This is a genomic window from Paenibacillus sp. CFBP 13594, assembly GCF_014842675.1.
GTDB classification, from domain to species: domain Bacteria; phylum Bacillota; class Bacilli; order Paenibacillales; family Paenibacillaceae; genus Paenibacillus; species Paenibacillus amylolyticus_B.
The window spans coordinates 113677-135135 of record NZ_JACYVQ010000005.1; the positions used below are offsets into that span (position 1 = coordinate 113677).

A 21459-nucleotide genomic window follows, 5' to 3' on the forward strand; every position below is an offset into this window, starting at 1 on the left:
TCCATAAATTACATAGTGAACGTTGTTCATCTAAAATATATTTACTGTTCGTTCTGCTCGATATCATCAAACTTAAGCATATGTCCCAGCTTGGCTTGCTTCGTATGAAGATACACCGTATTGTCCTCGTTCTCTTCCATCTGGATCGCAACACGCTCTACGACTTCAAGTCCATATCCTTCAAGACCTTTAATTTTACGAGGATTGTTAGTTAGCAATCTGATCTGACGAACCCCAAGGTCTTTCAGTATTTGAGCGCCAATTCCGTAATCACGCAAGTCAGCAGCAAAACCCAAACTCAGGTTTGCATCAACAGTATCCATACCTTCCTCTTGCAGCTTATAGGCTTTGAGTTTGTTGATCAGGCCAATACCCCGACCTTCCTGTCTCATATAAAGCAGTACACCATTGCCTTCCTCATGAATCTGTTTGAGTGCCGCATCAAACTGCGGACCACAGTCACAACGATGCGAATGGAATACATCACCTGTCAAACATTCAGAGTGTACACGTACAAGTACAGGTTTGGAACCATCAATCTCACCTTTAACCAGAGCCACATGTTCCTTATTGTCCACAGCGTTTGTATAAGCCACCGCTTGAAACTCACCAAAGTCCGTTGGCATACGCACAGCCACTTCACGTTGAACCAGCTGCTCTTTTTCGTTACGGTAACGAATCATGTCCTGAATACTGATCAGCTTCAGATCATGTTTGCGGGCAATCTCCTGCAGATCCGGAAGTCTGGCCATTGTGCCATCTTCCTTAATTACTTCACAGATAACGCCAGCAGGGTAGGAACCACACATGATAGCGAGATCTACAGCCGCTTCCGTATGTCCAGCACGACGAAGTACACCGCCGTCTTTTGCAATGAGCGGGAACATGTGACCAGGCTTACGGAAGTCCCCGGCTTTCGCCTCAGGATCAATCAGACCTTTCACGGTAATAGAGCGTTCATGTGCCGAGATGCCTGTTGTCGTATCTTTGTGATCCACAGAGACGGTGAAGGCTGTTCCATGGAAATCCGTATTTTGTTGAACCATCGGTTTCAGGTTAAGTTCGTCCGCACGTTGTTGTGTAATCGGAACACAGACCAGACCTCTACCTTCAGTAATCATGAAATTAATGACTTCAGGTGTCGCCTTTTCAGCCAAAGCGATAAAATCGCCTTCATTCTCCCGATCTTCATCATCCACAACAATGACGGGTTTGCCACGCATGAGGTCATATATGGCTTCTTCTATTGTGTCCAGAATGGATTGTTCTGACATTGGTCCACCTCCAGTTAATTTCTGTTCTCTATTTATGCAAATCCGTGATTGGCGAGAAAATCTTCACTGATACTGCGCGGCTTGCCAGTACCCGTCTCCCGATGCCCTCTCCCATACTGGAGCAGATGATCCACATATTTGCCCAAAATATCGCATTCGATATTAATGGTATCCCCTGTCTTTTTCACATTTAGTACAGTTTCACCAATGGTATGCGGGATAATGGAAACCGTGAATGCGGTATCCGATGTATGGACAACGGTCAAGCTAATGCCATCCAGTGTAACCGATCCTTTGGGGATCAGATATTTGAACAACTGGTGATCATCAGGCTTGATCTCAAACACAATCGCATTCTGATCACGTGTTATACTGCCAATCACTCCAGTACCATCGACATGGCCCTGAACGATATGTCCGCCAAAACGACCGCCGGATTGCATGGCCCGCTCCAGATTAACTTTACTGCCAGATTGCAGCTGACTGAGATTGGTATGACGATAGGTTTCAGGCATTACATCGGCGGTAAAACCTCCACCTTCGAGTGTTGTCGCAGTTAAGCACACGCCGTTCACTGCTACACTATCACCAATCTTCAGATCGTCCATGATGGCGGAAGCTCCGATATTCAGGACCATCGCTTCGCCTTTCCGACCAATACGCCGGATCTGACCGACTTCTTCCACCAAACCGGTAAACATGCTGCCGCCTCCCCTGTTTTATTTATTCAGGCCACACCGGAATACCGCCAATGCTGATATTATCTCCAACTTGTTCGATCTCCAACTGATTCAATTGAATGGCCTGATTCATACGTTCCACACCCTCGAAGCGGAAGCTTCCAGGTGTATCATAACCGCCTACAATCTTCGGTGCGATAAACATGAGCAGTCGATCGACCAACCGTGCCTCCAGCATGGCTCCATTCAAGGTGCCTCCACCTTCAAGCAAAATCGAACCAATCTCACGCTCACCCAACTTGCTAAGTCCGTTTAACAGATCCACACGTGGTCCAGGACCACAGCGTATAATTTCGACGCCGTAGGCTTCCAAACGTTCAGCAGCTTCAGGACTGGCTTCGTCTGTTGTCAGCACCCATGTTGGAGCAAGACCATCCTTAACCATTTTGGCACCTACGGGAAGACGTAACTTGGAATCCACCACAATGCGCACTGGACTAATGCCTTCGACTTGCAAACGGGTAGTAAGTTCCGGATTATCGGCAATCACTGTGTCGACACCAACCATAATTCCCTGGTGACGATGACGAAGGGCATGCACAATCTCACGAGCGGGCTCGTTAGAGATCCACTTGCTGTCTCCGCTGCGAGTAGCAATTTTGCCATCCAAAGTAGTAGCCGTCTTCAGTGTCACAAAAGGTAGACCTGTTGTAATAAATTTAATGAATTTTTCATTCATGCGTCTTCCACGCTCACGCAGTACGCCAACTTCAACTTCAATGCCTTGTTGACGAAGCATGCTTATGCCCCTGCCGGATACTTGCGGATTTGGATCTTCACAACATACCACAACACGTTTCACCTTTTCATGAATCAGGCGTTCACTACAAGGTGGCGTCTTGCCATAATGACTACAAGGCTCAAGTGTAACGTATACCGTACTTCCTTCTGCATCACTGCCTGCCATGTTAAGTGCATGCACCTCTGCATGCCCGGTTCCACGTTTCAGATGGCTCCCCAGGCCTACAATACGACCCTCTTTCACAACTACACATCCAACGACCGGATTGATCCCCGTCTGTCCCTGTGCTCGTTCCGCCATATCCAATGCCAGTGCCATATAAAATTCATCATTGATCATTTCCAAATCCGTTCACCCCGCGGTTTAAAGTCTTGTTTATTAAAAAATCCCCGTCGAACAATCAGTTCGATGGGGATGATGAGAGACAAATGTCACCAGCAGGAGTGAAATGGATACAGCACGCCAACACTTTGCCCAAAACCTCATTTCGGGCAAGTGAAAATAGACACATACCTTAATGAACATCAATTACAGGTAAAGAGCTTTTATAGTGCGGCATATGTATGGAACTGTCCGGCGTAACCGGATCTTCCCTGCACAGTGCAAGACATTACAAATCGTGACTGTGCAGCAATACTCCTGCTGAATGCAAACCTGTTAGGTCTGCACCTCTCCTTCTCCCATCCAGACTATACTGTCGGTTCTGGAATTACACCAGATCAGCCATCTGCCAAGGGCAGACAGGTCACGGACTTTGCATGAAGTGCTGGACATGTGTCCTTACACTTCCTGCATCACCGCCGGTAGGGAATCGCACCCTGCCCTGAAGGATTGCTTTCGTTATTACTTGGATGTTAGCACTTTAATGCCAAAAAATCAATTGTTTTTTGTTCCTTTTTGTCACATACTAACTTTTAATAAGCTAAGAAACAACAAAAAACCGCTTCCTCTCAAGGAGGCACGGTTTTGGCTTGGAGGCCCATTTCATATCAATCGTATCATTCTACATATCAGGAAAACACCAGCTCGCCATATGCTTTAATTCTTTGGCATTATGAAAGGGAATACGGTCAGGTTCTTGCAGGGGCGAAGTCGGAAGCGGGAACTCTCTTGCCACCCTTCTGACCCAACTTGTGGAATCGATCGCAATAGCCGAGCATTTCCAGCGTCCATTCGCTCTCGGTCGAAACGTCCCATGCAAATCTGCTTTTCCCGGCATCTCTGGAAAGACTCCATCCAAATATTCAACGATGACACGCTTGTCTCTGACTTCATGACAATACACCGTCACCCATACACCTTCCCGGACCCGAACAGCATACACATCTCCAGACTGTACCTCCCCGGTACCTGCATCAGGAGATGCCTTTGGTACTTTTCCACGAACACTTCTCTTCTTCTCCAATGCCCCTAAGATCGTGTCCTTTACAGCTGGACTCTCATCAGGCTTATCCGCAAGAGATATATTATTTAGATCAAAATCATGAAATATCTTGTTCAGGTTGTTCTCATTAATTCCGACAGATGAGTCCCACCACGCCAGAGGGGCCTGAACTTCAACCCGAACATTGGGGCGTGCGTCACGTTGCATGTAAGAAGTGAATTCCGTTATCATTCCAGGATGTTCCGGCGTATCCAATATGCCAATCAGAGCTAACGTCTCAAGCAAATCACGGTACGCATATTCCTTCTGTGTAGGCAAAAGACGTTCCTTCTTGAGCGCTACTGCTGCCTTGCTGTAACGTGTTTTGGGAGGTAATTCGCGCAGCACCGTTAACACCGCACGGAATGTCCAGCGGTCGTAATCATTGGCTATTGGAAGTTCCTGCGCGGCAGCCAGCTCTCGAAGTGCCAACACATATCCAAAAGGATCACCATCCAATGGGGTTCCATTGGTCATCCGCCAATACCATTGCAGCGTCGTGTCGGTTGCTTGATCTACACTTAATCCGCAAATCTTGCAAGTGTTCGAAGATGGATATGGCGTATGTTCATGGCTTGGCATACTGCTCGCAATAAGCTTGCCCGTAAGCAACGAGCGCCAGATCATGGGTGCCGACCACAAAGAGGATACAAAAACCTGCGCTGCATCATTGATCGTCCATTGATTTGCAACTTTTTTCAGCTCAGCAATCGTTTCATCATGTTGCGGACGTACAAATCGATTCGGTTCATGCCCGGCTGCCTCAAGCGCTTCTCGATCCTTTACGGATAGACTATCCGGAACGACATGTCGCGATGCCTGAAGTTCTTCATCCCACAACGTGCGCTCACTATAAATTTGTTTTAACAAGCTTAGCTGAGTGACCATATCCAAGGTTTTATTCATCCTTTCTAATCACGGTTTCAAATATGTAAAAAATAAAAAAAGTGCTTCTATAAAAGAAGCACTTCATGTTTGGATCCAGTTAAGGTGAAGGTATTAAGCTTCTACAACTTCAACAGTTTCCATTTTGTCTTTACCTTCTAAAGCGTCCACGAACTCCATACCTTTAGTTACTTTACCAAATACAGTATGTTGTCCATCCAAATGTGGTTGCGGTTGGTAGCAGATGTAGAACTGGCTTCCACCTGTGTTACGGCCAGCATGTGCCATAGCCAGTGTTCCGCGCTCATGTTTGTTCGGGTTAATTTCACAGTTGATTGTGTAACCTGGGCCACCTGCACCGCTACCGTTAGGGCATCCGCCTTGAGCTACAAAGCCCGGGATCACGCGGTGGAATGTAAGACCATTGTAGAAACCGGAGTTAGCCAGTTTCTCAAAGTTTGCTACTGTGTTTGGAGCTTCTTGATCAAACAGATCGATCAGAACTTCTCCGCCGTTTGCCAATTTAATTTTCGCTTGTTTCGCCATATGTAAATGACTCCTTTCGTATTGACCATCGTTAATGGTGCCAGAACGCATGACCCTGGGCCAAGCGTTACAACACTTTTCTTAGTGTACACCGAAAATGTCTGGATCGCAAAAAAAACGGCAACTTTTTTCATGATTTAGCTCAAATACGCAAAAAGCAGACAAAAAAGGAAGTTCCCTTTTCATCTGCTTCAACTTTAAGATTGCTATCTTGAATAATGCAGAATCGCATTATCTTTTGACGAATTAGCGAGTAACTGGCTGTTTTCCAATGCGTGTTGGTACCAGGTCATTCTGGATGATATCCTGATACGTCTCACGGCGTACCACGACATCTCCTTGACCGTCTTTGACAAATACAACGGCCGGACGACGAATCCGGTTGTAGTTGCTCGCCATGGAGTAGTTATACGCGCCTGTGCAAGCTACAGCGAGCAGGTCGCCACTTTCCACTTTTGGCAGGTCCAGATCCCAGATCAACATATCGCCACTCTCGCAGCATTTACCCGCAACAGATACCGTTTCCTGAGCAGCCTCATTCGCACGGTTGGCTAACACAGCTTCGTACTTGGACTCATACAAAGCAGGACGCGGGTTATCGGTCATACCACCATCAACGGCAACGTATTTACGCACGCCTGGAATGTCTTTGCTTGTTCCAACGGTATACAGCGTTGTTCCCGCTTCACCCACGATGCTGCGGCCTGGTTCAACCCAGATCTCAGGTACGGCATAGCCGATTTGAGCAAAATGATTTTTAACGGCATCTGTAATAGCCTTCACATATTGTGCAACTTCAAGTGGCGTATCTCCATCGATATAACGGATTCCGAATCCACCACCAAGGTTAACCACTTTGAAAGCAACATTAAGACGCTCATATACACTTGCTGCAAATTCAGCAACACGTTGAACAGCCATCTGGAAGCCTTCAACTTCGAAGATCTGGGAACCGATGTGGGAATGCACACCGAGCAATACCAGGTTAGACTGCTTGGAAGCCAAATCAATCGCTTCAAATGCTGTACCATTGCCGATATCGAATCCAAATTTGGAATCCGTTTGACCTGTGGAAATATATTCATGCGTATGGGCCTCAACACCAGGCGTCACACGAAGCAAAATGTTTACTTTACGATTTTTGTCCGCTGCTACAGCCTGCAACAGATGCAATTCATTGAAGTTATCAACAACAAAGCATCCAATCTCTGCATCAAGAGCCATTTCAATCTCTTCCAGCGTTTTGTTGTTACCGTGGAAGTGAATGCGCTCAGCCGGGAATCCTGCTTGCAGTGCAGTAAACAGTTCACCATCAGATACAACATCCAGAGAAAGTCCTTCTTCAGCTGCAAGTGCACACATCGCCATTACACAGAATGCTTTACTTGCGTATGCCACTTGGAAGCCCAATCCGGAAGCACGGAATGCTTCCATGTACTCTCTGCAACGCTCGCGAACCAATTGCTCGTCCACAACGTACAGTGGAGTTCCGAATTGTTCTTTCAGATCTGTTGCATCCACTCCGCCAATCTCCAGATGCCCTTGCGCATTTATTTTACTTGTACCATGTAAATACATAATCTGCATTCCTCACTTTTTTTGTATACTGGAACAGTTGCTATTCCAATGATTTTACACCAGTATATCAAATTAGGCAGCGAGATGAATGGATTTTTCGGAAGATCATTTGTGTTTTTTACTTTTTCGTAGTTCACCGTCCGGATCATCGGACATTTTGGTGTTATCACGGGTCTTGTTAAATGATGGACGTTTTTTATTTTCCAGCAGGGGTAGCCGGAATAGAAAGTTGCCCAGGGCCTTTGCATTAAACGGTATAAAAGGCCAGAGATACGAAGAATTGTACGATCGGTGAACGGTGAGTGCCAATATGAGCAGTGTACTGCCCACGACCAATCCAGGAACCTTGAATATCGCTACTGCAATGAGCAGAAACAACCTGACCAGCCTATTGGCAAGTCCAAGCTCGTAACTCGGGGTGGCAAACATTCCAATGGCTGCGATCGCCATATAGAGTACAACCTCATTTACAAAATATCCTGTTTTCACGGCGATATCCCCGACCAGAATTGCCGCGATCAGGCCCATGGCCGATGCGAGAGGTGTAGGCGTATGAACCGCTGCCATCCGTAATAAATCGACACCAAGTTCGATTAGGAGGAACTGTAGAATTAGCGGCAGCTTTACATTTTCCTGTGGACCAATAAAGTCGAGTCCCATCGGTTTAATCGAAGGTTCAATAACCATGAGAAGCCATAGTGGTAGCAGAAACAGTGAAATAAGAATCCCTGCAAAACGCACCCAACGTAGATACGTTCCCATCAGTGCCGTCTGTCTGTTCTCCTCCGCATGTTCACACAGGTCGAAGAAGGTCGTAGGCAGAATCATTACACTGGGGGATGTATCTACGAAAATGACGACTCGTCCTTCCAGCAAATGAGCAGCTGTAACATCGGGTCGTTCCGAATAACGGACGAGTGGGAACGGATTCCAACCTTTGTTGATAATCGCTTCCTCCAGTTGTTTATCGGCGGCGGGAATACCATCGATATCGACCCGCTGAATTTTCTCACGGACTGAGTCCACCTGCACTTTATCCACAATATCATCAATGTACACCACGCAGACGTCCGTTTGTGTTCTCCGCCCCACCTGCATAATCTCAAACTTTAGTCCAGGGTCGCGTATTCTGCGACGCACTAATGTTACGTTGGTCAGGAGCGTTTCGGTAAAGCCGTCTCTGGAACCTCGGACTACCCTCTCCAATGAAGGTTCTTCGGGTGAACGTACCGGGTAACTCCGGGTATCCATAATCAGGACCGAGCGATCCCCTTCAACGAACAATGCACTCATACCCGTAAGAACCTTGTTGATGACCGCACTCATCTTCTCGACTTTTTCCACCTGTATATGGGGAATGTAAGAGTCGAAATAAGATTTTAGTGCGTGCTCGGATACCTGATCAGGCGTAAGATATGTTAACCTTTTTAATACTTCCAGTAGGATCTCATCTTTGGCGAACCCCGTTAAAAGAAGCAATCCCACATGTTTGCCACCCAGCACCATCTCTCTCATATCCACGTCAAAGGATTCCCCAAGTCCGAGAACTTGCTTGAGCGTGTTTTTATTTTCACTCATGCGTGGGGAGATATCATCGTTTTCCTGCCAATATTGTACGGATTCCTCAATGCTGTCGGACATCTCATTTTGTTTTTTCTTATTGTACGCTTTCTCCTCTTCTTCCTTCTGAATCTCATAAGCAGACTTGTGTAACATCTCTTCCGTTATACCTTCACTATTTTCCTGGCCTGCGTGCTCTGTTCGTTCATCCATCTTCCATCCTCCTATGGCCACAAGTTACCGTTGATATATAAAGAAATCAAACAGGGAACCTGTCATTTTACCCAAAATCATGGCGAGCAGTAATCCAAACAAATAAGGTTTCATGCCCAATCGTTTGGCTAGTACGGGCAGTACATTGAGTACCTCAGTGAGCGCCGCGGCCAGCAGACCGATGAACACGCCACAGAACAAACCAACAATCGGGCTGAGCAGCAGTACCCCATGCATTTTCCAGTGCCAGAAGTCCGCCACCGTCCCGACCAGTGAACCACCTATTAGCGCCCCTTCGTACCAGTGAGTCTTGTCATACGATTGCGTAAGTTGAGCCAACCTGGGAATCATATCAAGCACCAGAATGAGCGCAATTACGCCGCTTCCTACGGCAATTCCCCCTGCAATACCCAATACAATGCTGATTGCTCCATTAAGAACGCTCATCCGCATTCATCTCCCTGCGTTCCTGCTCGTGCATCCGTTCGCTTTCTTCAATCACCACATATTTATCTACATTTTGTTGGTATAGGAACATCTCCACTTCAAGCGGGGTAGGTTCCTCATTCCACTTTTTCTTGAACAAATGATTAAAAAATACTGCCATTCCGAATCCAATGCCAATGGAATACGCCACTTGAAACAGATAGGGATGTTCGTCCCGATGCCCAGTCAGCATCTCCACAATTCGAATCTGTACTTCCTGCATGTTCACATCGGCATGAAAATTCATAATGGTTAAGGCTGATCCAAAGAACAGCAGCAGCCAAACCAGAATGAACAGGGACTTGGAAGGTTGACCATTTCCCGCAATGACTTCAACCAACGTATGACCTGATCCCATCAGTTCCACACTTACCTCCGGCAAGATGTGCCGAATTTGGGGAATAATCTGCAATATATCAATGAGGATCAGATTGCCATCCTCCGGTCCAAGGCGCAGCAGTTCAAGCTCCAGTAGCCTGCCCTCCTGGTCTTCAGAAGAGGTCAGTACATGTGCAATATCTCCAAGCTTGACTGCTCTGCCCCTCTGGATGCGAATACGGCTGCGTAGACGAATATAGACCATTGGAGTGGGTGTCTGGGACATCCAAAGCACTCCTTTACTGCGTAATTTAGGTTAGTATTTGAAGAATGTGCAAATTTATTACAAACGGGTTGGAAAAAGATCGGGAGGTGGGTGGTGGCGCTGCGGGATGGATCGGTCATTGGTCGCTGTTGCTCGGGGGGGGGAGGATACACGCAGACACTCCGACGGCAGACCAACCTTCTGATCGCTGTTGTCTCCAAATTCTTTTGATTGATTTCTCAGTGTTAGAAATTTGGAGACAAAGGCGAACGCTTCGCTTCTTCAGGTTTAATCTGCCGCCTGCGTTGCTTGGCATCCTTAGATGAGCCCTCACGCTTCGCTCCTTTTGACCGATTCCATCCCTCCGCTGCCCATCGTCCTCCCGTTTCCAAACGTTTGTGATAAATATGCTGGGAGTGGGAGGGAGAGATTTAAAAGTTAATTTTTTGGGGGCAATTTCCTCAAAACTTCAGGAATCTCCGGATTTATCATCTGGATACGACTTAAACTATTACTATGTAGAAATTTGGAGACAAAGGCGAACGCTTCGCTTCTTCAGGTCTAATCTGCCGCCTGCGTTGCTTATGTATCCTTAGGTGAGCCCTCACGCTTCGCTCCTTTTGACCGATTCCATCCCTCCGCTGCCCATCGTCCTCCCGTTTCCAAACGATTGTAATAGATATGTTGGGGAGTGGGCAGGAAGGGATAAAGTTTTTCTAACAACAAATAACCTCCCTCGCCATAATGCGCGATAGAAGGTTGTTAGTTGTCGTATATTGGTGTATATGCACCAATATTGTTGTTGCAATCCACGAAATCACTGCGCGATCTGGTCGCGGATGGATTGCAGTATTTTTTTCTCCAGACGTGATACCTGCACCTGAGATATACCCAACCTGCTGGCAACCTCGGATTGGGTCTGATCCCGGTAATACCGAAGATAAACGATTAACCGCTCCCGCTCACTGAGACCACCGATGGCTTCGTTCAGCGCCAGCTTGTCAAACCAACGTTCCTGAGACTCGTCGGCAATCTGATCCATTAACGTAATGGGATCACCATCATTCTCAAATACCGTCTCATGGATGGAGGTAGGTGGTTTGTTCGCTTCCTGGGCAAATACCACTTCCTCGGGGGTTACCCCCAGCTCTGCGGCAACTTCCTTAATCGTTGGTAAACGATCCAGATGTTTGGACAGTTCGTCCCTTTTTTTGCGGACTTTATTCGCCATCTCTTTCAGTGAACGACTGACCTTCAGGGTACCGTCATCCCGCAGGAATCGCTGGATTTCTCCGATGATCATCGGTACCGCGTAGGTTGAGAACTTCACGTCATAACTGAGATCGAATTTGTCCACTGACTTGAGCAGACCGATACAACCAATCTGGAACAGATCTTCCGGATCATATCCCCTGTTCATAAAACGCTGTACGACGGACCAGACGAGTCTGATGTTGCAGTTCACCAGCGTATCCCGTGAGACATGGTCACCCGACTGACTGAGCGCAATCAGCCGTTTGACCTCGGCATCGTCCAAATAGGTCTGTGAAGATGGTTTCACTTCAGCATCCATAAGAACACCAACCCCTAATTATACAATGCTTTCTTGGATTCAATCCTTTTTTTCATCTTGATGGAGGTGCCTCTGCCGGGCTCACTGCTGACTTCGAATTCATCCATAAAGTTTTCCATAATGGTGAAGCCCATGCCCGACCGCTCAAGTTCGGGTTTGGACGTATATAACGGCTGCTTGGCCAGTTCAAGATCTTCAATTCCTTCACCGCGGTCTTCCACAATAATTGTGATCATGTCTTCCCGAATCTCGGCCTGGATAGACACCACACCCTCGGAGTTGTTGTTGTATCCGTGGATGATGCTGTTGGTCACGGCTTCCGAAATGACCGTCTTCAGGTCACTGAGCTCGTCCATCGTTGGATCAAGCTGGGAGATAAACGCAGCAACGGTTACCCGTGCAAACGACTCATTCTCTGACTTGGCCGCGAATTGCAGATTCATGAAATTTGTCCCTGTTCCTTCATTCATGAGACGACCTCCAGACCTGAGAGAGCAGTTCCCTCATTTTCGTATATCGGCATAATCTTGAACAGACCCGACATTTCCAGCAAACGGTACACTGGCGAATTGACGTCACAGACCACCATCTTGCCACCTTTATTCTTAATGAGCTTGTATCTTCCCAAAATGACACCCAGACCCGAACTGTCCATAAATTGCAGATCTTTCAGGCTGAGTACGAGATGCTCGCTTTGTCTCCGCTGGATGGCTTCATCCATCTGCATCCGTACCATGTCAGCTGTATGGTGATCCAGCTCCCCGGATAATCGTACAATCAGAATCCCGCGATGGTGTTCCATTTCCACATGCAAGTTCACGTTTGCCCACTCTCCTCCCTGTCTTGAACAAGGATTTCTACGTATCCAAAGGCTTTTCCTGCCCCCCGACAAAACTAGAAGAAAACCCCTATTTAACTACAAAATATGTTCGAAGGATGCGAACAACTCGCGTAATTCGCCTTTTAATCAAACAGGGTAGACGTTGTCCGCTTAAACAGCTTCCACCAGCCAGCTTTATTCACGTCCTGTGGAGCCTGAATGTCGAATTCCTTAATGACGTCATTGCCCTGATACACCACCAGTTTACCTATGCTTTGCCCAGCCTTGATCGGAGCTTTCAATTCTTTGGCAACCAGCAATTCATGCCGGATATCATTGGATTTGGCTCCTTTGCGCATCAGCACACTATAATTTTGTGTGGCATTCAGAGGTAACTCGGCAACTTCACCTTTTTCAATTTTCAGACTACCCAGCAGATCCCCTGCCTTGTAGAGCGCCTTCATCGTATATTGACTAAAGGCATAGTCAAACATCGAAGACACCTCACTGTTCCGTGTTTTGGTATTTGGTTCACCGAGTACCACGGAAACGACACGCAGTCCGTCCTTGGACGCTGTAGCGGACAAGCAGAATTTCGCTTCGGACGTGTAACCTGTTTTCAAACCATCTGCCCCTTGATAAAAGCGAACCAGCTTGTTCGTGTTCACCAGCCAGAATGGCTTTTCTGAATCTTTGCGAAGGTAATCCTGATATGCACCGGTGTACTTCGTAATTCCGGAATGTTTCAGCAGTTCACGGCTCATGACGGCAATGTCGTGGGCTGACGAATAATGATTATCGACCGGCAGACCGTTACAGTTGGCAAAATGAGTATCTTTCATGCCAAGTTCCTTCGCACGCTCATTCATCAGCTGTACAAAGGCTTCTTCCGAGCCAGCGATCTTCTCAGCCATAGCTACCGAGGCATCATTGCCCGAAGCCATTGCGATCCCTTTTAACATATCGTCAACCGTCATTTCTTCCCCTGGCTCCAGAAAGATCTGCGAACCGCCCATGGAAGCTGCATATTCGCTCGTTCTTACTTTGTCCGTCAGCTTCAGCTTGCCTGAGTCGATCGCTTCGATTGTAAGCAGCATGGTCATAATTTTTGTAATGCTCGCCGGAGGCAGCTGATCATGACTGTTTTTCTCATAAATGACGGTCCCCGTATCTGCATCCATTAAGATCGCAGAGCGCGCCGACGGGGCCAGATCAGTTCCTCCTGCTGCCTTCGATGTTTCTTCAGCTAATGCCGTTGATGCCAAAAGGGACAGCAGGATACAAAGGGTCATGAACGATGCCATTATTCTTTTCTTCACAAGGTTACCTCCTCAAATGACTTGCTTACTGCATGTTCCATGCATGTACTGCTAATCATTGTCGGCCCTTTTCCAGTAAATTATTCCATGTAAAGAATGATTTCCCGAACTTTTATTGAAAATGTGGTCAAAGCAAAAAAACGCACTGCACTCAGCTAATGAGTAACCGTACGTTCATCACAACAAAAAAAGGTTACCCCCGATGATTTCTCATCCAAAGAGGTAACCTTATCTACTCAAATCTTGCTTACATTTGTGGAATAACCGCCACTACCAGCGCCAGGAACGACTCACGCACACGTTCCGTCGTCTCCATCACCTCATCATGTGAAAGCGGCTGATCCAGAATTCCTGCAGCCATGTTGCTGATACAGGAAATACCCAGTACTTCCAGGCCTGCGTGGCGTGCCACGATCACTTCAGATACAGTGGACATGCCCACTGCGTCTGCGCCCAATGTACGCAGCATTCTGATCTCTGCCGGTGTCTCGTAGTTTGGACCAAGCATACCTGCGTAAACCCCTTCACGTACGTTAAAACCTTGTGACGCGGCCGTATCCTTCGCCAGCGCACGCAAACGGCGGCTATATGCTTCGGACAGATCCGGGAAACGCACGCCCAGTGCAGCGTCATTTGGTCCGATCAGTGGATTTTTGCCTGTGAGATTTAAGTGATCAGAGATCAGCATCAAGTCGCCAGCTTCATACGACGTATTCACACCGCCTGCAGCATTGGTTACAAGCAGGCTACTTACACCCAATTCTTTCATAACCCGTACCGGGAAAGCCGTCAATTCCGGACCATATCCCTCGTACATATGGAAACGGCCTTTCATCATCACGACTGGACGACCTTTAATGGTTCCGACCAATAGTTCACCTTCATGTCCTTCTACTGTGGACACTGGAAAATGCGGAATATCCTGATAAGCGATACTTACGCCATCTTCAATCAGTTCTGCCAGTACGCCAAGACCCGAACCCAAAATCAAACCGACTTCCGGCTTGATGGAGCTTTTGCTTTGAATATAAGATGCTGCTTCCGAAATCATTTGTTGGTTTAATGCTGTCATGCGATGTATGTTCCTCCTTGAGTTGAAACGATCCGTCTTATGTATAACGGCGTTTGGATGTATTCATTTTATTTTATCCTAAATCGGCCCAATGTTCCGCATTTATTTGTGAGTGCCATGCGTCAAAATCTATCTTGCCCTCGGATGATGGGTTTCATAGATTTCTTTCATGGTTTTGCGACCATGATTGCCATATTGTTGTCCAGGCTGCTCCACGTGACCCAGCATGTCTTGAACCGCACGTGTATCCGCCCCATTGGCAATCAGGTGTGCCGCAAAGGAATGACGCAGCGTATGCGGCGTAATTTCTTCCGAGATTCCCGCATCCACCGCCGCTTTTTTGAGCAGCTTCCAGAAGCCCTGTCGGGTTAAACGTCTGCCAGATACATTCACGAATAGTGCCTGCTCGTCCGAATCGGTTTTGAGCAACTTATTGCGGAATTCCTCCACATATACACTTGCCCAATGTGCTGCTGGTGCACCGATGGGAAGGATACGTTCCTTGCCCGCCCCACCGCATCGTATAAAGCGCATGCCAGGCTGTACATCCCGAATGTCAAGGGCAATCAGTTCCGAGACCCTAATGCCTGTAGCATATAATAGTTCAAGCATGGCTCGATCTCTTACACCCTGCGGTGAACGAATATCAGGCGCTGTCAGCAGTTGTTCGATCTCCTGGATACTTAACACCTGTGGTGGCGTCTTGTCCGCCTTGGGAGCTTCCACATCAAACGTAGGGTCCTGTATAATATCACCCCGCCGCATCAAAAAATGAAAGTAGGAGCGCAGAGATACGATGCTGCGGGCAATGGTTGCATTGGCACGTCCTGCCTGTTTGAGCTGACCCGCAAACAGGACGACATGTGTGCGTCTGACCTGATTGGCTTCGCGTATGCCATATTCCTTATCTGCAAATTCAATGAACTTGTCCACGTCTCGGAGATACGATTCAAGCGTGCTGCTCGACATCCCTTTATCATCTTCCAAGTATAAGGCATAGGCATGTATCGTCTGTTTCATGTACAACGCTCCTCAACTGACAGATCTGCCGCTCTGGCAGACTGCTCCCGTATTTGCATCCCTGGCTGTTTGAAGCTACTCCCCGTACCAATAGAACAAACGGAGACGCTCTGCCATCGTAGGACGTCCTTCTCCATTACCCGGCCAATCCGTTTCCTGAAATACTTTGATTGCATTGCCAGTTGGCATCTGATACTGATCCACAGGTGAGATCCAGCCATTAAACAGATCCAGAACATGATAGAACAGATAAACTAATGCGGCAAAAACTATGATAAATCGAATAAAACGGAGCCCTCTCCGCACTGATATAATCATGGGCGCGTCCCCTCCTGATTCGAATCCGGTATTGTCCTTGAATCAGGGTATGTCCATAAACAGAGGTTTATGCCATTCGGGGGAAACTCCAGATCATGTCCGGTGCCAAAAAAGCTCTCCCGTCAAAACCGCCGGTGAGAGCTTGAAGATATGCTATGTTATTCTTCATCTTTGGGTTTCTGTTCATTTTTAGCTTTGCAACGATAACAAATTCCATGAAAGTCCAGTCGGTGATCTACTACCGAAAAGTTGAATTCCCGCTCCAAACGCTCTTCAAGCGGTCCAAGCCAGTCTTCACGTATTTCATCCATACTTCCGCATTGAACACAGATTAAGTGATGATGGTGATGCTTGGATGTATCTCCGCGCAGATCATAACGCGCTACACCGTCGCCGAAGTTGATTTTCTCTACAACATGCAGCTCACTCAGCAGTTCGAGGGTACGGTACACGGTTGCCAGACCGATTTCGGGAGCCTTTTCTTTAACGAGCATGAATACGTCTTCTGCGCTCAGATGATCTTCTTCATTCTCAAGAAGTACTCTTAAGGTGGCTTCCCGCTGGGGCGTTAATTTATATCCTTGGGACTGTAGTTGCTGCTTAATTTTATCAATCCGTGCTTCCATTTTCTCCCTCCCCCTAGGAAATCACTGCACACTGCAACTTAACCCACTCTTTTCATTATAGGGGGAGTGCGTAATTAAAGTCAACATTTTACACTATACGGTACACGTTAGGCCGGTAGTAGCATTGGCGTGACCCAACGCATCATCGCAGGTGTAACCCATGTTTCAAAAGACGCTACTCCGAGCAGCAATGCAGCCATAACCAAAGTTAACACTATATATGAAGCAAAAGGCCTTTGTCGACCAGGTGTTCGCTGCATCAAAACACGATTGCGGATGATGTATAACGAGAACGTCATCGCCGCCACACTGCAGACCAGAAGGATCGGAATGACGAACAAATTATGCGGTGCCACGGACACCAGTGCAAACAGCAGCCCTTTCCAGGAATACTGTCCAACAAGGTACCCTACTGTGAATCCAATGAGCACACCTTTCAAAAAATCCAGAACCAGTATACCGGGTAGTCCAACGACGGATAAACCCAGAATAAAGATCAGACCTACCCATTTCAGATGAAGCATGGCAATGTCCCAATATGCCCCGGTCTCTGTCAGCTGTGCACTGTGCTGCACGGTCATGAAGAAATTGCCGAGATAACCCTCCAGATCCTGACGTTGCTCAAGAGACAATGCGTTGACCATGAGCGCGCCAAAAATGACGCCAACCAGAAACAAGACAGCCACGAATACATATAACGAAGTCTGACCTTTAAATGTAAAGTAGGAAGTGCGCATACAGGTACGAGTCCCCTTTCCGGTATCATGCTGCAAGGATTCTCAGTTACATCCTCATAGTCATTCTTATGAACCGGAATGCACCTGTATGACTTCTTGTCCAGATTGGACCTCTGTAAAGCGAAAGCTATATGAGTTGAACTACAGAATATTTCCACGAGGTCACTCCGTAGATTTCACCTGAACAGCAACCTTTCCGTACGTGCCGCCACCTCCGGAGGACAGCTCCAGTTGTCCGTTCCGTGCAGCCACAATCAGGCCTGCAAGCACAGGTCCAACAACCGCAGCAAGTTCTTCCTCACTGGTGCGATGAAGTACGTTCATTTCCGTACCAAAATGGTCCAGTAGCTGGCGCAGTTTGGCTTTGCCAAGTCCGGGGATGAACTCCAGTGGTACCTGATAATGATAGGCTGGTCTGTTTGCAGGAACATGAGGACTCTCCCGATCAGAGATCGCCAGGATGCGATCCAGCACCCCCTGCACCAGCTTCAGACTGCCACAGTGAGGACAGCGCTCTGCTGACATCGCTTGCTCGTCCATAATGCTGCCACATGCTGCACAGTAGGTACGGTGGTATTTGCCCAGCCTTGGATTCAGTCCATAATTGGCCGCAATTTTCCTGCCAGCTTCTCCTTGAAGTGCCATACGGAATTCATCAAATGAAGGGGCAGCAACTTGCAGTTCGTTATACTCCCGTCCAATCTTACCGAGTGAATGAGCATCCGAATTGGTCAGAAACGGTACATGATCCAACTCCCGAATATAACTGGCCATGGATGAGTCCGAGCTTAACCCCAGCTCTACCGCATCCACGAGACTAGTATCCAGCACATCGCCCATACGGGGCGATGTACTGCCATAGATGCCTTTGTGCGGTGTAAATACATGTGCAGGCACAATAAGCCCACCACGTGCCTTAATCTCGGCTTGCATCTCTAGAGCGGGCACGTATACCCGCTGAGAACTGAGATTCACATTTTTCATATAACGTTTCATCCAGTCCGTGAAGGACTTCATCGTTTTCAGATCACGGAAGTACGCCAGCATATGGAACTCACGCATTCCAGGCTCGCGCAGCTCAATCTCTGTACCCAGCAGAATGGTGGTGTCCTGGTAGGCAATGCCGCCTCCCTCAATCTCGGACATGGTACCACTCTCCAGCAATTGTTCAATATCCATCTGTACAACCGGAGAATGACAATCAATAACACCAAGCAAATGAATTCCTTTGCGATCCGATGCTTCCCGAGCGATATTCTCAAATGTAAGATCGCGACTGCCGCTGATTTTTACGGCCTCACCGCGAGAGGTTCGTCCAATGTGAATATGCAGGTCTGTATAACAGGGCTCCCACATCGTAGACGTTTCCAGTTGGTCATTCATCTCTAGAACCGTCCTGTCGTTCTGTAGAGGTCCCACGCGTACACAGCCATCATCGTTTTGGCATCGCTAATCCGGTTATCGTCCATGAGTGCGTAGGCTTCCTCCAGTGTGATCTCGGATACTTCAAGAAATTCATCTTCGTCCAGCGCCATGTCCCCTGCTTCAAGCTCTTCTGCGATGTAGAGATGAATGATTTCATCTGCGAACCCCGGTGAAGTATAGAACGACCGCAAATGACGTAGCGTCTTGGCCACATATCCCGTCTCTTCTCGCAATTCACGTGCTGCTGCAACCTCTGGTTCTTCACCCGGGTCCAGTTTCCCCGCAGGAATCTCTACTTCGGTACGTCCCATTGCCTGACGATACTGATCCACAACAAGCATGCGATCCCCATTCAGAGCAAGGACAGCTACCGCTCCAGGGTGTCGGATTATCTCACGTGTAGCCGTCTGGCCGTTTGGCAGTTTAACGGTATCGACTTGAAGTGAAATCACTTTGCCCTCGAAGATTGGCTTGGTGGATACGGTCACTTCATCTAGTTTTGGATTGGCAGGTTGTGCCGCGTGGATGGATTGAGCAGATTGGTTTGGCTTCATTTGTTCTTCAACTCCATATCGTTGGATTATATATAAATGGACTAAAAATATTTACACTAACCACTCCGATGACAGAACAACCCTTCGATCGCTGTTATCCCCAGATTTTTTGATTTCTTTCTCTAATAGATAAAATTTGGTGATAGCTTATGCTTACGATGCAGCTTTCCTTCAGAAAGCTTTTTGGCGAACGCTCCGCTTCTCTTGGTTATTTCTGTCCTCTCCGTTCTTGTGTAAAGGATTAGCTCAATTTATATATTCGCTTAATGTATAAATCTCTGATTTGGGGCATATGGTGAGCGTATAGAACTCTCACAGTAAATATAAACAAATCAGGGGGAATTTTGATGAACAGTTATTTGACGCCTAAATCCGTACACGTGGTAGGACAAGCCCGGCAAGTACAGCTCATACTCAAACAATGGTTGCGCGAGTGGGGCCCGGATGCCAAGTTAGTCGATCTGCTTGCTGGACGTAAATAAACGAATCGAAACATGATTTTGCTTCCTTTTGACCTTAAATTAACGAGTCTTCTTCCTTGAAATATAACATGAATTCGCAAAAAGTCCGAATCCGTATAGACCGGGTTCGGACTTTTCTGTAACAACAAGTTAGGAACATGTGCTCAATATTATTTCTTGTCTGCTGCCGTTTCCTGAATAATAGCCACGACCACCTGAGACAACTTCACAATATCTTCGGCACGAATACGTTCTTTGGTTGTATGAATATCCTCATACCCTACCGCCAGATTCACTGTCGGAATGTTGAATCCGTTAAAGATATTGGCATCACTGCCACCACCGGAAGCAAACGTACTTGTCTCCAGTCCAATACTGCGGATGGCACGCTGTGCAAGTTGTACAACTTCGTGTTCATCATGGAAACCAAACGCAGGGTAAAGAATCTCACTTCTGAATTCAGCTGTTGCACCGTATTTGCGACATGTTGTTTCGAGCGCGTCACGCATCTGTGCAACCTGCAATTCAACTTTCTCCTGCACAATACTGCGAGCTTCCGCTTCAAGCTGTACAAAGTCACACACCACGTTGAGTGCTGATCCACCTTGGAATTTACCGATGTTCGCTGTCGTCTCATCATCAATTCTGCCCAGTGTCATCGCTGCAATCGCTTTGGCTGCAACTTGAATGGCGCTGATCCCGTCTTCCGGGTTCACGCCCGCATGGGCAGACTTCCCATAGATGCTCATTTGAATTTCAGCTCTGGCTGGTGCAGCAACACAGATCGTACCTACAGCTCCATTAGAATCCAGCGCATAACCGAACTCGGCATCGATATCCTTCGGATTCATGGCACGTGCACCCACCAGGCCAGACTCTTCGCCGACCGTAATGACAAATTGAATTTTACCATGTGGAATCTTGTTTTCCTGGATCACACGAATCGCTTCGAACAATGCCGCAATCCCTGCTTTGTCATCTGCTCCCAGGATCGTTGTTCCATCACTGCGAATCCAGCCATCTTCACCCAGTTCAGGCTTGATTCCCTGTCCCGGCGTCACGGTGTCCATATGACATGTGAAAAAAATTGGTGCAACCCCTTCAGTTCCTTCGGCTTCCCAGGTGATGACGAGGTTTCCGGCGCCATGTCCGGTTTGCTCCATGGTATCATCCTCATAGACGTGAAGACCGAGATCTGTAAACTGTTCTTTTAACACCTTCGAGATGTTCTGTTCATTTTTCGTTTCGCTATCAATCTGCACCAGTTCCATGAACTGATCGATAACACGTTGTTGTTTAATCATAGGACTTTCCTCCCTCTCGTGGATACGGTACAATACAATTACTATGGCTTGTTTACTTTTTATGAGGTTGTTCAAAAAGTCCGCTTTTGATTACGAAGGATGCCTGGAGGCATCATCAGCATCGAATATGGAATTCAGCCGAAATGTCCGTTGCTCACGTAGTTTTCCTACGCTCCGCTACTCCATTTCTAGCTTCATTC

23 protein-coding genes and 1 riboswitch are annotated in these 21459 nt (G+C 47.4%); of the genes, 1 reads left to right on the plus strand and 22 read right to left on the minus strand.

The features are described 5' to 3' along the window. Positions 1 to 41 precede the first annotated feature (41 nt). The 21 genes from IFU39_RS17085 to IFU39_RS17185 form a co-directional block, all read right to left on the minus strand. Positions 42 to 1274, minus strand: coding sequence for a bifunctional 3,4-dihydroxy-2-butanone-4-phosphate synthase/GTP cyclohydrolase II (locus tag IFU39_RS17085; RefSeq protein WP_076318983.1), 1233 nt, complete (start codon positions 1272 to 1274; stop codon positions 42 to 44). A gap of 32 nt (positions 1275 to 1306) precedes the next feature. Next, entirely contained in the window at positions 1307 to 1975 is a 669-nt protein-coding gene (ribE, locus tag IFU39_RS17090) for a riboflavin synthase (protein WP_192133985.1), read from the minus strand. 22 nt (positions 1976 to 1997) lie between these two features. Next, positions 1998 to 3101, minus strand: a complete 1104-nt coding sequence (gene ribD / locus IFU39_RS17095) for a bifunctional diaminohydroxyphosphoribosylaminopyrimidine deaminase/5-amino-6-(5-phosphoribosylamino)uracil reductase RibD (RefSeq protein WP_167483687.1) — start codon at positions 3099 to 3101, stop codon at positions 1998 to 2000. A gap of 323 nt (positions 3102 to 3424) precedes the next feature. After that, a riboswitch (FMN riboswitch) is annotated at positions 3425 to 3591 on the minus strand. Positions 3592 to 3759: 168 nt separating this feature from the next. Further along, positions 3760 to 5049, minus strand: a complete 1290-nt coding sequence (locus IFU39_RS17100; protein ID WP_244661018.1) for a hypothetical protein — start codon at positions 5047 to 5049, stop codon at positions 3760 to 3762. Between the two features lie 129 nt (positions 5050 to 5178). After that, a complete protein-coding gene (locus IFU39_RS17105; RefSeq protein ID WP_017687646.1) occupies positions 5179 to 5610 on the minus strand; it encodes a peptidylprolyl isomerase in 432 nt (143 codons plus the stop codon). Positions 5611 to 5856: 246 nt separating this feature from the next. Beyond that, complete coding sequence (gene lysA / locus IFU39_RS17110; protein WP_192133989.1) at positions 5857 to 7188, minus strand: diaminopimelate decarboxylase; 1332 nt, start codon at positions 7186 to 7188, stop codon at positions 5857 to 5859. 105 nt (positions 7189 to 7293) lie between these two features. After that, positions 7294 to 8961, minus strand: a complete 1668-nt coding sequence (locus tag IFU39_RS17115) for a spore germination protein (protein WP_091018086.1) — start codon at positions 8959 to 8961, stop codon at positions 7294 to 7296. A gap of 24 nt (positions 8962 to 8985) precedes the next feature. After that, positions 8986 to 9414, minus strand: coding sequence for a stage V sporulation protein AB (locus IFU39_RS17120; protein ID WP_179198576.1), 429 nt, complete (start codon positions 9412 to 9414; stop codon positions 8986 to 8988). Next, on the minus strand, positions 9395 to 10051 hold the full coding sequence (locus IFU39_RS17125; RefSeq protein WP_192133991.1) for a stage V sporulation protein AA: 657 nt from the start codon (positions 10049 to 10051) through the stop codon (positions 9395 to 9397). The genes IFU39_RS17120 and IFU39_RS17125 overlap by 20 nt, the downstream gene beginning before the upstream one ends. A 561-nt stretch (positions 10052 to 10612) precedes the next feature. After that, the gene (locus tag IFU39_RS17130) at positions 10613 to 10753 is read right to left on the minus strand and encodes a hypothetical protein (protein WP_192133993.1); all 141 of its coding nucleotides are present in this window, start codon (positions 10751 to 10753) and stop codon (positions 10613 to 10615) included. 94 nt (positions 10754 to 10847) lie between these two features. Then, entirely contained in the window at positions 10848 to 11603 is a 756-nt protein-coding gene (gene sigF, locus IFU39_RS17135) for an RNA polymerase sporulation sigma factor SigF (RefSeq protein ID WP_036607856.1), read from the minus strand. A 14-nt stretch (positions 11604 to 11617) separates the two neighbouring features. Then, positions 11618 to 12073 (minus strand): anti-sigma F factor, encoded by a 456-nt coding sequence (gene spoIIAB, locus IFU39_RS17140; RefSeq protein WP_036672324.1) that lies wholly within the window; start codon positions 12071 to 12073, stop codon positions 11618 to 11620. After that, the gene (spoIIAA, locus tag IFU39_RS17145; RefSeq protein WP_017687636.1) at positions 12070 to 12423 is read right to left on the minus strand and encodes an anti-sigma F factor antagonist; all 354 of its coding nucleotides are present in this window, start codon (positions 12421 to 12423) and stop codon (positions 12070 to 12072) included. Before spoIIAA ends, spoIIAB begins: the two co-directional genes overlap by 4 nt. 143 nt (positions 12424 to 12566) lie before the next feature. Beyond that, entirely contained in the window at positions 12567 to 13742 is a 1176-nt protein-coding gene (locus IFU39_RS17150) for a D-alanyl-D-alanine carboxypeptidase family protein (RefSeq protein ID WP_341073561.1), read from the minus strand. Positions 13743 to 13989: 247 nt separating this feature from the next. Then, positions 13990 to 14814: a purine-nucleoside phosphorylase gene (locus tag IFU39_RS17155; RefSeq protein WP_036607861.1), complete on the minus strand. Its 825-nt coding sequence runs from the start codon at positions 14812 to 14814 to the stop codon at positions 13990 to 13992. 129 nt (positions 14815 to 14943) lie between these two features. Continuing rightward, positions 14944 to 15834 carry a tyrosine recombinase gene (locus tag IFU39_RS17160; protein ID WP_091018094.1) on the minus strand — a complete coding sequence of 297 codons (891 nt, stop codon included), beginning with the start codon at positions 15832 to 15834 and terminating at the stop codon, positions 14944 to 14946. 75 nt (positions 15835 to 15909) lie between these two features. Continuing rightward, positions 15910 to 16152, minus strand: a complete 243-nt coding sequence (locus IFU39_RS17165; RefSeq protein WP_076215836.1) for a DUF4227 family protein — start codon at positions 16150 to 16152, stop codon at positions 15910 to 15912. A 158-nt stretch (positions 16153 to 16310) separates the two neighbouring features. Beyond that, the gene (fur, locus tag IFU39_RS17170) at positions 16311 to 16778 is read right to left on the minus strand and encodes a ferric iron uptake transcriptional regulator (RefSeq protein WP_036607866.1); all 468 of its coding nucleotides are present in this window, start codon (positions 16776 to 16778) and stop codon (positions 16311 to 16313) included. 107 nt (positions 16779 to 16885) lie between these two features. Beyond that, positions 16886 to 17515, minus strand: coding sequence for a stage II sporulation protein M (spoIIM, locus tag IFU39_RS17175; RefSeq protein ID WP_105599516.1), 630 nt, complete (start codon positions 17513 to 17515; stop codon positions 16886 to 16888). A gap of 162 nt (positions 17516 to 17677) precedes the next feature. After that, positions 17678 to 18898 (minus strand): endonuclease Q family protein, encoded by a 1221-nt coding sequence (locus IFU39_RS17180; RefSeq protein WP_192133995.1) that lies wholly within the window; start codon positions 18896 to 18898, stop codon positions 17678 to 17680. A 2-nt stretch (positions 18899 to 18900) separates the two neighbouring features. After that, positions 18901 to 19494: an NUDIX domain-containing protein gene (locus tag IFU39_RS17185; protein WP_105599519.1), complete on the minus strand. Its 594-nt coding sequence runs from the start codon at positions 19492 to 19494 to the stop codon at positions 18901 to 18903. A 347-nt stretch (positions 19495 to 19841) separates the two neighbouring features. Between IFU39_RS17185 and IFU39_RS17190 the strand changes: the two genes are divergently transcribed. Then, a complete protein-coding gene (locus IFU39_RS17190; RefSeq protein WP_091018103.1) occupies positions 19842 to 19976 on the plus strand; it encodes a Z-ring formation inhibitor MciZ in 135 nt (44 codons plus the stop codon). A 149-nt stretch (positions 19977 to 20125) separates the two neighbouring features. Here the strand turns inward: IFU39_RS17190 and IFU39_RS17195 are convergent, their stop codons facing one another. After that, on the minus strand, positions 20126 to 21259 hold the full coding sequence (locus IFU39_RS17195; RefSeq protein WP_105599521.1) for a M20/M25/M40 family metallo-hydrolase: 1134 nt from the start codon (positions 21257 to 21259) through the stop codon (positions 20126 to 20128). Between the last annotated feature and the right edge of the window lie 200 nt (positions 21260 to 21459).

Bases quoted from the DNA above. Each gene is read 5' to 3' on its own strand.
- IFU39_RS17085 (WP_076318983.1), bottom strand. From the start codon at position 1,274: ATGTCAGAACAATCCATTCTGGACACAATAGAAGAAGCCATATATGAC.
- ribE (WP_192133985.1), bottom strand. From the start codon at position 1,975: ATGTTTACCGGTTTGGTGGAAGAAGTCGGTCAGATCCGGCGTATTGGT.
- IFU39_RS17105 (WP_017687646.1), bottom strand. From the start codon at position 5,610: ATGGCGAAACAAGCGAAAATTAAATTGGCAAACGGCGGAGAAGTTCTG.
- lysA (WP_192133989.1), bottom strand. From the start codon at position 7,188: ATGTATTTACATGGTACAAGTAAAATAAATGCGCAAGGGCATCTGGAG.
- IFU39_RS17115 (WP_091018086.1), bottom strand. From the start codon at position 8,961: ATGGATGAACGAACAGAGCACGCAGGCCAGGAAAATAGTGAAGGTATA.
- IFU39_RS17120 (WP_179198576.1), bottom strand. From the start codon at position 9,414: ATGCGGATGAGCGTTCTTAATGGAGCAATCAGCATTGTATTGGGTATT.
- IFU39_RS17125 (WP_192133991.1), bottom strand. From the start codon at position 10,051: ATGTCCCAGACACCCACTCCAATGGTCTATATTCGTCTACGCAGCCGT.
- sigF (WP_036607856.1), bottom strand. From the start codon at position 11,603: ATGGATGCTGAAGTGAAACCATCTTCACAGACCTATTTGGACGATGCC.
- spoIIAB (WP_036672324.1), bottom strand. From the start codon at position 12,073: ATGAATGAAGGAACAGGGACAAATTTCATGAATCTGCAATTCGCGGCC.
- IFU39_RS17155 (WP_036607861.1), bottom strand. From the start codon at position 14,814: ATGACAGCATTAAACCAACAAATGATTTCGGAAGCAGCATCTTATATT.
- IFU39_RS17160 (WP_091018094.1), bottom strand. From the start codon at position 15,834: ATGAAACAGACGATACATGCCTATGCCTTATACTTGGAAGATGATAAA.
- IFU39_RS17165 (WP_076215836.1), bottom strand. From the start codon at position 16,152: ATGATTATATCAGTGCGGAGAGGGCTCCGTTTTATTCGATTTATCATA.
- fur (WP_036607866.1), bottom strand. From the start codon at position 16,778: ATGGAAGCACGGATTGATAAAATTAAGCAGCAACTACAGTCCCAAGGA.
- spoIIM (WP_105599516.1), bottom strand. From the start codon at position 17,515: ATGCGCACTTCCTACTTTACATTTAAAGGTCAGACTTCGTTATATGTA.
- IFU39_RS17180 (WP_192133995.1), bottom strand. From the start codon at position 18,898: ATGAATGACCAACTGGAAACGTCTACGATGTGGGAGCCCTGTTATACA.
- IFU39_RS17185 (WP_105599519.1), bottom strand. From the start codon at position 19,494: ATGAAGCCAAACCAATCTGCTCAATCCATCCACGCGGCACAACCTGCC.
- IFU39_RS17190 (WP_091018103.1), top strand. From the start codon at position 19,842: ATGAACAGTTATTTGACGCCTAAATCCGTACACGTGGTAGGACAAGCC.
- IFU39_RS17195 (WP_105599521.1), bottom strand. From the start codon at position 21,259: ATGATTAAACAACAACGTGTTATCGATCAGTTCATGGAACTGGTGCAG.